Source organism: Synechococcus sp. PROS-7-1, assembly GCF_014279795.1.
Classification (GTDB): domain Bacteria; phylum Cyanobacteriota; class Cyanobacteriia; order PCC-6307; family Cyanobiaceae; genus Synechococcus_C.
Genome location: NZ_CP047945.1, coordinates 1,558,800 through 1,570,921, shown reverse-complemented (window position 1 = coordinate 1,570,921; position 12,122 = coordinate 1,558,800). Strand labels below are relative to the sequence as shown.

The following is a 12,122-nucleotide window of genomic DNA, read 5'->3' as shown; positions in this document are numbered from 1 at the left end:
AGATTACGGGCGGTGGCAACGGATCGCCCAGCGCAGTTGACGCACCATGCCGCGCAGCATGGCGAGCTCCTGCGCCTGAACACTGGCTCGCCGCAGCAGGCCCTTGATCTTCGCCATGCGCGCTCTGGCGGTATGGGGCAGCAGAAATCCCGCCTCCAGCAGCAGCGCTTCAGCGTCCTGCAGGCAGGCATCCAGCTGGGGTGGTGCGGCTGCTTCTGATGGCTGCGGCGGCTGCGGGTCGTTCGCTGCAGGGAGATGCCTGCTGCGTTGAAGGTCGTGCAGCACGATCGCCACGGCATGGGACAAATTGAGCGACGGGTAGTGATCGCCCGTATGCAGCCGCACCGCGCGATGGCTGAGCAGCAACTCTTCATTGCTTAGACCTCGATCTTCACGACCGAAGACCAGGGCCACCTGAGCGCCGCCCCTCAAGCCTTCCTCAACCCAGGGCAACGCCTGATCGGGTGTCTGCAGAGGGATGTCTCCATGGTCAATGCGCCCGCAGCTGGCCACCACACGCTGGCAGTCGCTAAGGGCCTCAAGGAGCGTCGTGAAGGTGCTGGCCCGTTGCAGCACCGTTTGACCATGCACGGCCATGCGCAGGGCTTGTGCATCGGCGGGGTCGCAGCGCGGGGCGACGAGCCGTAGATCGTCGATGCCGAAATTGGCGCACAACCTGGCCACGCTGCCCACATTGAGAGGGCCTGCTGGCTCAACCAAGACAACGGCAAGACCCAAAAGCTTTAAGTAACGGTCTTGAGGTAGCTGAGCAGATCGGCCATGCCCTGGGGTTCGATCTCGAAGCGAGGCATCGGTGGCGTCTCTCCGCTCACGATCTGATGAATGATCGATCGATTGGATCGCTTTGCCGCGACCCCTTGAAGGCTCGGTCCCACAAGACCCTGGCCGGCGATGCCATGACAGCCAGCGCAGTTGATGCGAAACAGTTGACCTCCGTGAACCACATCACCACTCAGCGACAGGGTCGCCTTGCTGTAGGGGTCGAGACGATTCACGCCGAACATCCACACCAGCATCACCAAAGCGGTGGCCCCTGCAACGGCAACGAGTGCTGAAACCAGCCCGCGTTTGCGGTCAGCAGGTGCAGCAGTTGATGACGGAGCCGTCACAGAGGCCATGAATGCATGGAACAATTGTGCTTAATCAATCAACCGGGCGCGACCAGATGATCGAACCCCTTCTCTGCGGCATTGTTTTGGGGCTGATCCCGGTCACCCTTCTGGGTCTGTTTGTGGCTGCTTGGAACCAGTACCGCCGCGGCAGTGCTCTCGGGGGCTGAGAAACAGAAGCGAGCTCGTTCCATACCGTCGACGATCCACTTCCGTCCAGTCGGATGGTGGGTGGAGTTCGTTGCCGCTGGCGTACTCGCAGATCACGAGCCCATTGCTGGTGATCCACTTCCTCGTTCGTAAGCGTTCAAGGGTCGATTGATAGTGGCCAGCTGCATAGGGTGGATCGACATACACGTGGGTGAAGGGTTCCACGCTCTCGGGACGACCAGCGTCGAGCCAGGGCATCAGATCCCTCCGAATGACGCGGATTTCGACAGGTTCACTCCTGGATGCCGCCACCAGTTCCAGGTTTTGGCGGCAGACGGCTGCGATGCGTGCATTGTTTTCAACAGCCCACACCCGTGCGGCTCCCCGTTGAATCGCCTCGCAGCCCATCACGCCGCTGCCGCTGAAGAGATCAAGCCAGTGCGCATCCTCAATGCCATTGGCGAGCACATTCATTAGGGCTTCGCGCACCCTCGCCGTGGTGGGTCGTGTTCCCTGACCCTGGGGACTGCGCAAGCGCCGACCACCGATCATCCGCAACTGGGCGCTGCTCACGCGGCCAAGGGTGCCCCTGCCTCAAGCCACCCCAGCCAGCGTTGCAGCAGCACAGCGCCGGCCCGCCCAGACTTTTCAGGGTGAAACTGACAGGCGCCGACCCGTCCGTGCCAGACCATGGCCGTGGCGACGCCGCTGCCGAAACCCACATCGGCAGCACGATCCCGTTCGTGATCGGGATGGGCTGCGAAGGAATGCACGAAGTACACCCAGGGGGTGTCGTCTTCGGCGGGAAGGAGAGGACTGGGATGGCGTCGCTCTAATTGGCCCCAGCCCATGTGAGGGATGCGTTCTCCCTGATCGCTTGGCAGGCGGCAGACGCTGCCTTTGAACAGCCCCAAGCCTTGGGACTCACCCTCATCGCTGCGTTCGAACAGAAGTTGCAAGCCGAGGCAGATGCCCAGGAGCGGGCGATCCCTTTGGCCCCAGTCCCTGAGGTGGGGAATTAAGCCTGTGCTGCGCAATTGCTCCATGGCCGGATCGAAGGATCCGACCCCTGGAAGGATGAGCGCATCACAGTGCTCAAGGTCGTCTGGGGCTCGAACAGGGGTGAGTGTTTGGCCGAGCCGCCCGAAACACATGTTGACGGAATGGAGGTTTCCCATTCCGTAATCGATCAGGCCGACTGTTGTTGAAGCCAGTGGTGGACTCAGAGATATTTGGCAATCGTGCCAGACAGGGTTGCCTTGGGTACCGCACCCACAACCGTGTCAACCTTCTGGCCACCCTTGAACACCATCAGGGTCGGGATGCTGCGGATCCCGAACTGACTGGCAACGTTGGGATTTTCATCGGTGTTCAGTTTGAACACCTTGATCTTGCCCTCGAATTCCTTGGAGATCTCATCAACGATGGGCGCCACCATCCGGCAAGGGCCGCACCAGGGAGCCCAGAAATCAACCAGCACGGGGACGTCACTTTGAAGGACGTCCTGTTCGAATGAAGCGTCGGTAACAGCGGCAGCGCTGGACATTCCGTGGCAGTCGAGATGGGCGAAATTTAGCAACCGTTTTCTTGGTTGCCCTTCATTGTCATCACTCAGCGCCTGAACTGTGATGGATGACTGAACAAGACAGAAAGCCCGAACGCGTCGGGCCGGGGGGTGTGAGGAGTGTGTGGGCATACGCCCGCACACTTCGAGAGTACCGCGCGTCTCGCTTTTGCGTCATGTGTCTTGTCGTGAGACTTGTGACTATTTGCCCATGCCCAGTTGCTGGGCTTTCTGGTACACCTTGCCTTCGGTGAGCAGGGAAGGGGCCACAACCACTTCAACCGATTGCATCTCCTTGATGGTGCGGGCTCCGAGGGTCCCCATGGAGGTTTTCAGGGCGCCGAGCAGGTTGTGAGTTCCGTCGTCCAGCTTGGCTGGGCCCCGCAGGATTCTCTCCAGACTCCCTGTGCTCCCCACGTTGATCCGAGTTCCTCGAGGCAGCACCGGGCTCGGTGTGGCCATGCCCCAGTGGAACCCACGTCCTGGGGCTTCCTCCGCCCGGGCGATGGGCGAGCCGATCATCACGGCATCGGCGCCGCAGGCGATGCACTTGCAGATGTCTCCGCCAGTGACGATGCCCCCGTCAGCAACGATCGGCACGTAGCGACCGCTCTCCCGTTCGTAGTCGTTGCGTGCGGCGGCGCAGTCGGCAACAGCGGTGGCCTGGGGGATGCCGACACCGAGAACCCCCCGCGATGTGCAGGCCGCGCCAGGGCCGATCCCCACCATCACGCCTGCAGCTCCAGCGCGCATCAGCTGAAGCGCCACGTCGTAGGTGACGCAGTTGCCGATCACAACCGGTACACCCATATCCCGGCAGAGAGCTTCCAGATTCAGGCTTTCGCGCCCTTCCGGGCCGATGTGCTCTGTTGAGACCACCGTGGCCTGAACGAAGAACAGATCGGCACCTGCCTCGGCAATGGCTTTGCCGAAGCGCATGGCGGCAACGGGGGTGCCGCTCACGGCGGCGATGCCGCCGTGGGCCTTGATGTCCTGGATGCGTTTGCGGATGAGGTGCTCCTGCACGGGCGCGCTGTAGAGCTCCTGCATGAGCGGGACGAAAGCGTCTTTCCCTACGGACGCAATGCGATCGAGGGCATCGTTGGGATCGTCGTAACGGGTTTGGACGCCCTCGAGGTTGAGAACACCAAGGGCACCCAGCTTGGAGAGCTGCACGGCCATGTCGACATCCACCACGCCATCCATGGCGCTGGCGATGATCGGGATCTCCCGTTCGATGCCACCGAGCGTCCAGCGGGTGTCGGTGATCTCGGGATCCACGGTTCGACCGCCCGGAACCAGGGCGATCTCATCAATGCCATAGGCCCGGCGTACAACCTTGGAGCGTCCGAGCTGAATGTCCACCGCAGTCGTCACAGAGTGTGATCAAGCTACCAATCGGTGGCGCGGAGGATCCCCTCCATCAAGTGGATTGCTTGCCGCGCATGCTGCTCCAGAGGTCGCTGACCCCGGCGCTGATTTTGCGTCGCTCCTCGCTGCGAACCAGGCGTGTGGTGGCAAACCAGGTGGCGTAAATCACGCCCACCAGCTCAAAGAGTCGTGGGGCGAGGGGAATGGTGGCAATGGCATCCAGGATCCCTCCATAGATTCTGAGCACGAGAACGAAGGCGATCAGCCCTGCCGTGAGCAGCAGCGGCTTGCGCAGCCGCTGCCATTGATCGGCCAGATCGTTCTCGCTCCACCACTGGCGAACCTTGGTGCTGAGTAGATCCCATTCACCGCCATCCTCTGAGCCGTCGCTACTGGAGGGCGTTTCAGGAACGCTCACGCGCTCGGCGATCGAGGGCGAGGTGAGTTCGGGAGTTGGGGCTGGGTCTGCCGCCGGAGCAGGAGCTGGGTCTGGAGCCGGGGCTGCGTTTTGAACATCCTCTTGGCCTAGCACCGTGATGTCGGCTTGGGTGGGCTTTGATTCGGAGGGTGTGTCGGACGCCATCGACTGCGAGACCAGCAAGATGCGGCAAATGGTAGGGGCGTATCGCCTCTTGATCCGCCAGCGCCAGCAAACGAAAACCGGCTCGGTTGTGCCCTGCCGAAGGCGCGATAAAGTGGTCTACGGCATTTAGGTCTTGTATGGCGGATCCAGTGGGGCCAGGCAGTGGTGGTCCCGGAGATTCCGACGATCGGATCATCCAGACGGATCTGCGCATCGAGATGTCGCGCTCGTATCTCGAGTACGCGATGAGCGTGATCGTGGGCCGGGCGTTGCCCGATGCTCGCGATGGCCTGAAACCCGTGCATCGGCGCATTCTTTATGCGATGTACGAGCTCGGGCTCACCAGCGATCGGCCTTACCGAAAATGTGCCCGTGTGGTGGGTGAGGTGCTTGGTAAGTACCACCCCCACGGCGACACGGCGGTTTACGACGCCCTGGTGCGCATGGCCCAGGACTTCTCCATGTCGATGCCCCTGATCGACGGCCATGGCAATTTCGGATCGGTGGACAACGATCCGCCGGCGGCCATGCGTTACACGGAATCGCGGCTGAAGGCGCTCACCACCGACAGCCTGCTGGAAGACATCGAGGCGGAGACGGTCGATTACGTCGACAACTTCGATGGCTCTCAGCAAGAGCCCACGGTGTTGCCGTCGCGAATTCCTCAGCTGTTACTGAATGGGTCTGCCGGCATCGCCGTGGGGATGGCCACCAACATCCCTCCTCACAACCTGGGGGAGTTGATCGCCGGCCTGCTCGCACTGATCGAGAACCCCGAACTCAGTGATCAGGAGTTGATGGCTCTGATCCCTGGGCCGGACTTTCCGACGGGAGGCCAGATTCTTGGCCGCACAGGCATCAAGGAGACCTATCTGAGCGGGCGCGGGTCCGTGACGATGCGCGGCGTGGCAGCGATCGAGACCCTTGAGGTCCCTGGTCGCCCGGACCGTGATGCCGTGATCATCACTGCGCTGCCATACCAGACCAACAAGGCGGCGATGATTGAGCGCATCGCCGAGATGGTGAACGACAAGAAGCTCGAGGGGATTTCCGACATCCGCGATGAGAGCGACCGCGATGGCATGCGCATCGTTGTGGAGCTGCGCAGGGATGCCTATCCCCAGGTGGTGCTGAACAACCTCTACAAACTCACCCCACTGCAGAGCAATTTCAGCGCGCACATGTTGGCGCTGGTGAATGGGGAACCGATCCTGCTCACCTTGCGCAAGATGCTCGAGGTGTTCCTCGACTTCCGGGTCGAGACCATCGAACGGCGCACCCGTTATTTCTTGCGCAAGGCCGAAGAGCGGGACCACATCCTGTTGGGCTTGCTGCTGGCCCTCGATCAGCTCGACCCGATCATTGCCTTGATCAGGGCTGCTCCCGATACGGCGACTGCACGCCAACAACTGCAGGAGCGTCATGGTTTGTCTGACGTGCAAGCGGACGCGATCCTGCAGATGCAGCTGCGCCGCCTTACAGCTCTGGAGGCGGACAAGATCCGGCTAGAGCATGAGGATCTGGTCACCAAGATTGCCGATTACAAGGACATCCTTGGCCGGCGCGAGCGGGTGTTCGGAATCATCCAGGACGAACTGGCCCAGTTGCGCGACCGCCATGCCATCCCCCGGCGCACTGAAATTCTCGATCTTGGGGGTGGTCTGGATGACATCGACCTGATCGCCAATGAGCGCTCGGTGGTGCTGCTCACCGAAACCGGTTATCTCAAGCGCATGCCGGTGAGCGAGTTCGAAGCCACCAGTCGTGGTACCCGCGGCAAGGCCGGCACCCGTAGCCAAGGGGAGGAGGCCGTGAAGCTGTTCATCGGCTGCAACGACCACGACACCCTGCTGTTGTTCAGCGACCGGGGCGTGTCCTATGCCCTGCCGGCCTATCGGGTGCCCCAATGCAGCCGAACCGCCAAGGGCACGCCAGTGGTGCAGTTGCTGCCGATTCCGCGCGAGGAGATGATCACTTCGCTGCTGGCGGTGTCGGAGTTCAACGACGACACCGATCTGCTGATGCTCACCCAGGGGGGCTTCATCAAGCGCACGCGCCTGTCGGCCTTCAGCAACATCCGCTCCAACGGTTTGATTGCTATCGGCCTGGAGGAAGGCGATGCGCTCACCTGGGTGCGCCTGGCGGTACCGGGCGACAGCGTGCTGATCGGCTCACGGGCCGGCATGACCATTCACTTCCGTCTCAGTGACGATGAGCTGCGGCCCCTCGGACGCACCGCCCGCGGCGTGCGCTCGATGAATCTGCGCGACGGTGATGCCCTGGTGAGCATGGATGTGTTGCCCGTGGAGCTGGCCGATCGGGTGGCCCAGAGCAGCGACGACGACTCAGGCGATGACGAGGCCGGCGCGGCTAGTGATGGTCCCTGGGTGCTGGTGGCTTCGGCCTCTGGTTTGGGCAAGCGCGTGCCCGTCACCCAGTTCCGTCTTCAGAAGCGGGCGGGCATGGGCCTGCGGGCGATCAAGTTCCGCACCGATGCCGATGCCTTGGTCGGCCTGCGGGTGCTTGGCGCGGGCGAAGAGGTGTTGCTGGTGAGCGAGAAGGGCGTGATTGTGCGCACCAGCGCCGATTCCATTCCCCAGCAGTCACGGGCGGCCACGGGGGTGCGCCTCCAGCGGCTCGACAAGGGCGATCGTCTCTCCGAGGTGGTGCTGGTACCGCCGGAAGCCGAATCCGATGCTGAGTCGGATGAGGTGACCGACGCTGAAACGGAAGGCGAGGCTGCTGAGACTGCCGTTAGCTCTGAGCCCCAGGACAGCTGACCTTGGCTGAGCCGGTGGATGTGTTGGTGCTGGGGGGCGGCCCTGCCGCCCTCTGCATCGCCTCGGAACTGAACCAACGCGGTGTGGCTGTTGCGGGGATTGCCCCCGATCCGGTGGATGCCCTCTGGCCGAACACCTACGGCATTTGGGCTGATGAACTGAAGATGGTTGGGCTCGAGCACTTGCTGGAGCACCGCTGGAGCGACACCGTCAGTTATTTCGATGCAGGCGGCTCAACGGCTCAGGATCAGAGCCATGCCCACGGGATCGACTACGGCTTGTTTGATCGTGCTGCCTTGCAGCGCTACTGGCTGGAGCGAGCTGAGGGTGTGGTGTGGCATCAAGACACGGCTGAACGGGTGGAGGTTGCTGGTGCAACCACCAACGTGATCTGCGCATCGGGAACAATGTTGCAGGCGCGCCTGGTGATCGATGCTTCCGGCTCGCGCACGCCCCACATTCGCCGGCCAGATCAGGGACCGGTGGCTGGGCAGGCGGCCTACGGCGTGGTGGGGCGTTTCTCCAAGCCGCCGATTGAAGCGGATCGGTTTGTGCTGATGGACTACCGCTGCGATCACCTCAGTGAGGAACAGCGCAGCGAACCACCCACGTTTTTGTACGCGATGGATCTGGGCGATGGGTTGTTCTTTGTGGAGGAGACGTCGCTCGCATTGGCACCGGGGGTGCCCTACGACGTGCTCAAGCAACGGCTGCAGCAGCGCTTGGATCAGCGGGGCGTGCAGATCACCGAGGTGATCCATGAGGAGTTCTGCCTCTTCCCGATGAACCTGCCGCTGCCAGACCGGAGCCAGCCGCTGCTGGCTTTTGGTGGTGCGGCGAGCATGGTGCATCCGGCTTCGGGCTACATGGTGGGAGCGCTGCTGCGGCGGGGGCCTGATCTGGCCCAATCCTTAGCGGATGCCCTTGCCAATCCAAACCTGAGCTCAGCGGCCTTGGCAAAACGGGGTTGGCAGGCGCTCTGGCCGATGGAGCTGGTGCTGCGCCATCAGCTTTATCAGTTTGGGCTGGGGCGGTTGATGGGCTTCAACGAAGCTCTATTGCGCACCCATTTCTCTACTTTCTTCTCTCTGCCCCGGGAGGAGTGGTTTGGCTTCCTCACCAACACCCTGCCGTTGCCGCGCTTAATGGCGGTGATGCTGCGCTTGTTTGCTTTATCCCCTTGGGAGTTGCGGCGGGGGTTGGTGCTGGGTGTTTCTTCTTCTCAGTTGCCGATGCTCACCCAGTCGGCCGGCTGAATCAGCGGGAACACAGCGTCTTCAGCTTCCACGTCCTCCAGCCAATGCTCGGGTAGGTCTTCGCGCCGGTCGATGGCCGCCATCAGCCGCCAGAAGCGCGCGAGGTGACGCTCGATCCTCTCCTTGGCGAGTTCGGTGGTAGTGCCGGCCCGCAGGATGAAGCTCCAATCGGATGACTGGGCCAGCAGCAGCTCTCGGCCCGCCTGGTGGAGCAGCCTCAGATCGGCTTCGCTTCCCACGCCGCGGCTGCAGCGCTCCACCATCGCCCGCCCGGCCCGGCTCCATTCAGGGATGATCCAAGCATTGGTTTCATTGAGCCAGTAATCGTGAAACCCTCCCCGTCCCCAGCTGGATGGGCACGGTGCACACAGCTGCAGGTTCGGGCTGCTAGCCAGCACCCCGCGCAGGCTCGTGAAGCGCACGCCTTCTGCAGGCCCCTGACGGAAGAGCTCCCGCAGAAAGTGCGGCCCCTCAAACCACCAGTGGCCAAACAGTTCGGCATCGAATGGTGCCACCAGGAGGGGCTCGGTGGCCATGCCCGCCTGCAAGCGCTCGAGCTGTTCGCGCCGACCCTGCAGAAAGTGTTTGGCATGCTCCTGTGTTCGCTGGCGTGCTCTCTCCGGTTCATAGGGGCATTTGCCATCAAGACCCCCGCTCGGATCACTCACCCGATGCAGCTTGAGACCCAGTGGACGTCCAGTGGGCAGGCCATGGGCCTCGACCTGTGCTGCGGGTAGATCCCAGCCCAGATCTCGGTGGAATTCCCGGTACAGGGGATCACCGGGGTAGCCGTCCCTTGCGGACCACACCGGCAAGGTGGCATCGCTGTCGCGCCCGAAAAATGCCACGCCTTGCCGGCTCACGATCGGGGCATAGACCCCATAACGCGGACGGGGCTCAGCGTGGAGCAGGCCATGGCCATCCAACACCGCATAGCGCAGGCCGGCATCCCGCATCCAGCGGTCGAGGCCCTCGTAATACGCGCATTCCGGCAGCCAGATTCCCAGCGGTCGTTCGCCGATCAGGCGGTGGTGTTCGCGCACGGCCGTGCGCAGCTGGGCGCGCACGGTTTCCGGGTGTTCCCGCAGCAGGGGCAGATAGCCGTGGGTGGCCCCGCAGGTGAGTAAATCCACCACCCCCTGCCGCTGCAAAGCCGCGAAGCGGCTGATCAAATCGCCTTCGCAGGCTTTCCAGGCCTTCAGGTGTTTTTGAAATGACAGGCCGAGGTCGTTGGCTGCCTCCCGTCGATCCTTGGGTGCTTGCTCCAGCAGCCTCAGCCTGGCCTCAACCCAGGCGGGAAACCGGGATTGCAAGGTGCGGTCGGCCAGCAGCGAGAGCAGGGTGGGCGACAGGCCCATGGTGAGCCGAGCCTCTTGCAAAGGATCGGCTGCCGCTGCCTCCAGGGTGTCCAGAAGCGGCAGGTAGCACTCGATCAGGGCCTGAAAAAACCAGTCCTCTTCCAGCGACTGCGGTTCAGCTCCGCGCACGTAAGGAAGATGGGCGTGGAGAACGAGCGCGAGAGCTCCGTTGGCCACTATCCCCCTGTGCAGTGGCATGAATGTACCCGGCATCAGGGCCATTTCCCTGGGTTTTCCCAGGTCCGTTCCCTTAAAGTGGGCTAACTCATAGTCATTCCGACTAAATCGCGTCGAGGCTGTTGCCATGGCCCATGATCCAGGCCGCGTTCTGATCTTCGACACCACCCTCAGGGATGGTGAGCAGTCGCCGGGCGCCAGCCTCAACCTCGAGGAAAAGCTGGCCATTGCCCAGCAACTGGCGCGGCTTGGCGTCGACGTGATCGAAGCGGGCTTTCCTTTTGCCAGTCCTGGCGATTTCAATGCCGTTCAGCGCATCGCCCAGCAGGTGGGTGGAGAGCAGGGGCCAATCATCTGCGGCCTGGCCCGCGCTTCCCGCGGGGACATCAAGGCCTGCGCGGATGCGGTGGCCCCTGCACCTCGCCGCCGCATTCACACCTTCATCGCCACCAGCGACATTCACCTCGAGCACAAACTGCGCAAGAGCCGCCAGGAGGTGTTGGCGATCGTGCCCGAGATGGTGGCTTACGCCCGCTCTCTGGTCGACGACGTGGAGTTCTCCTGCGAGGACGCCGGTCGCAGTGACCCCGAATTTCTGTATGAAGTGATCGAAGCGGCCATTGCCGCCGGCGCCAGCACGATCAACATCCCCGACACCGTGGGCTACACCACACCAGCCGAGTTCGGCGCCTTGATCGCCGGTATCGATCAGCACGTGCCCAACATCGGCGATGCCGTGCTGTCAGTGCATGGCCACAACGATCTCGGTTTGGCTGTGGCCAACTTCCTGGAGGCCGTGAAAAACGGCGCCCGCCAGCTGGAGTGCACGATCAACGGCATCGGCGAACGCGCCGGTAACGCGGCTCTGGAAGAGCTGGTGATGGCCTTGCATGTGCGTCGCCGCTACTTCAATCCCTTCTTCGGCCGAGAGGACGACTCCCCCACCCCGTTAACAGGTGTGCGCACTGAGGAGATCACGAAGACGTCGCGTTTGGTCTCCAACCTCACCGGCATGGTGGTGCAGCCCAACAAGGCAATCGTGGGTGCGAATGCCTTTGCCCATGAATCGGGCATTCACCAAGATGGCGTTCTCAAAAATCGCCTCACTTACGAGATCGTCGATGCCCGCACGGTTGGTCTCTCGGACAACCGGATCTCCCTCGGGAAGCTGAGCGGCCGCAGTGCGGTGCGTGCCCGTCTCGAAGAGCTCGGCTACGACCTCAGTCGTGAAGACCTCGACGACGCCTTCGCCCGGTTCAAGGAGTTGGCTGATCGCAAGCGCGACATCACCGATCGCGATCTTGAGGCGATCGTGAGCGAGCAGGTTCAGCAACCCGATGCCCGCTATCAGCTCAAGTCTGTGCAGGTGAGCTGCGGTACCAACCTGCAGCCCACGGCCACCGTCACCCTGCTCGATGAGGAGGGCCGAGAACAGAGTGAGGCCGCGATTGGCACAGGCCCTGTGGATGCCGTGTGCCGTGCCCTCAATGCACTGGCCGGTGAACCCAACGAACTGATGGAGTTTTCGGTGAAGTCCGTCACCGAGGGCATTGATGCCATGGGTGAGGTCACGATCCGGCTGAGACGTGACGGTCAGCTCTTTTCCGGCCATGCTGCCGACACCGACGTGGTGGTGGCTGCCGCTCAGGCTTTTGTGAATGCCCTGAATCGCCTGGTGGCCGGGTCCCTGAACCCAACCCTTCATCCCCAGCGGGATGCCACTCCTTTGGATGCCAGCCCCACCCTCTGATCC

General features: G+C 62.6%; 11 protein-coding genes and 1 pseudogene. 4 read left to right on the top strand and 8 right to left on the bottom strand.

Annotated elements, in window-relative coordinates; genetic code table 11:
- Positions 1 to 3 precede the first annotated feature (3 nt).
- Positions 4 to 738: an RNA methyltransferase gene (locus SynPROS71_RS08590; RefSeq protein ID WP_186594491.1), complete on the bottom strand. Its 735-nt coding sequence runs from the start codon at positions 736 to 738 to the stop codon at positions 4 to 6.
- Between the two features lie 5 nt (positions 739 to 743).
- Positions 744 to 1,139, bottom strand: a complete 396-nt coding sequence (locus tag SynPROS71_RS08585) for a cytochrome c (RefSeq protein WP_186594490.1) — start codon at positions 1,137 to 1,139, stop codon at positions 744 to 746.
- A gap of 47 nt (positions 1,140 to 1,186) precedes the next feature.
- Between SynPROS71_RS08585 and petG the strand changes: the two genes are divergently transcribed.
- Positions 1,187 to 1,300: a cytochrome b6-f complex subunit V gene (gene petG / locus SynPROS71_RS13890; RefSeq protein ID WP_006041770.1), complete on the top strand. Its 114-nt coding sequence runs from the start codon at positions 1,187 to 1,189 to the stop codon at positions 1,298 to 1,300.
- A gap of 10 nt (positions 1,301 to 1,310) precedes the next feature.
- On the opposite strand, the pseudogene rsmD reads toward petG, so the two are convergent.
- The 5 genes and pseudogenes from rsmD to SynPROS71_RS08560 all read right to left on the bottom strand — a co-directional run.
- A pseudogene (gene rsmD / locus SynPROS71_RS08580) lies at positions 1,311 to 1,832 on the bottom strand (16S rRNA (guanine(966)-N(2))-methyltransferase RsmD); the annotation flags it as partial.
- A 17-nt stretch (positions 1,833 to 1,849) separates the two neighbouring features.
- Positions 1,850 to 2,494, bottom strand: coding sequence for an imidazole glycerol phosphate synthase subunit HisH (hisH, locus tag SynPROS71_RS08575; protein WP_186597998.1), 645 nt, complete (start codon positions 2,492 to 2,494; stop codon positions 1,850 to 1,852).
- Between the two features lie 8 nt (positions 2,495 to 2,502).
- Positions 2,503 to 2,826, bottom strand: a complete 324-nt coding sequence (gene trxA / locus SynPROS71_RS08570) for a thioredoxin (protein ID WP_006041767.1) — start codon at positions 2,824 to 2,826, stop codon at positions 2,503 to 2,505.
- Positions 2,827 to 3,045: 219 nt separating this feature from the next.
- Complete coding sequence (locus SynPROS71_RS08565; protein ID WP_186597996.1) at positions 3,046 to 4,209, bottom strand: GuaB3 family IMP dehydrogenase-related protein; 1,164 nt, start codon at positions 4,207 to 4,209, stop codon at positions 3,046 to 3,048.
- Positions 4,210 to 4,267: 58 nt separating this feature from the next.
- Positions 4,268 to 4,798 (bottom strand): CAAD domain-containing protein, encoded by a 531-nt coding sequence (locus SynPROS71_RS08560; protein ID WP_186594489.1) that lies wholly within the window; start codon positions 4,796 to 4,798, stop codon positions 4,268 to 4,270.
- Between the two features lie 137 nt (positions 4,799 to 4,935).
- On the opposite strand from SynPROS71_RS08560, the gene gyrA reads away from it, so the two are divergent.
- Together gyrA and crtL are read left to right on the top strand one after the other, a co-directional pair.
- Positions 4,936 to 7,578, top strand: a complete 2,643-nt coding sequence (gene gyrA, locus SynPROS71_RS08555; protein ID WP_186594487.1) for a DNA gyrase subunit A — start codon at positions 4,936 to 4,938, stop codon at positions 7,576 to 7,578.
- A 2-nt stretch (positions 7,579 to 7,580) separates the two neighbouring features.
- Positions 7,581 to 8,834: a lycopene beta cyclase gene (crtL, locus tag SynPROS71_RS08550; RefSeq protein WP_186594485.1), complete on the top strand. Its 1,254-nt coding sequence runs from the start codon at positions 7,581 to 7,583 to the stop codon at positions 8,832 to 8,834.
- Here crtL and SynPROS71_RS08545 read toward each other — a convergent pair.
- Positions 8,801 to 10,369: a glycoside hydrolase family 57 protein gene (locus tag SynPROS71_RS08545; protein ID WP_186594483.1), complete on the bottom strand. Its 1,569-nt coding sequence runs from the start codon at positions 10,367 to 10,369 to the stop codon at positions 8,801 to 8,803. The two genes, crtL and SynPROS71_RS08545, sit on opposite strands and share 34 nt — an antisense overlap.
- Before the next feature lie 127 nt (positions 10,370 to 10,496).
- Here SynPROS71_RS08545 and SynPROS71_RS08540 point away from each other — a divergent pair, with 127 nt between their 5' ends.
- Positions 10,497 to 12,119, top strand: a complete 1,623-nt coding sequence (locus tag SynPROS71_RS08540) for a 2-isopropylmalate synthase (protein ID WP_186594482.1) — start codon at positions 10,497 to 10,499, stop codon at positions 12,117 to 12,119.
- Positions 12,120 to 12,122: the final 3 nt, after the last annotated feature.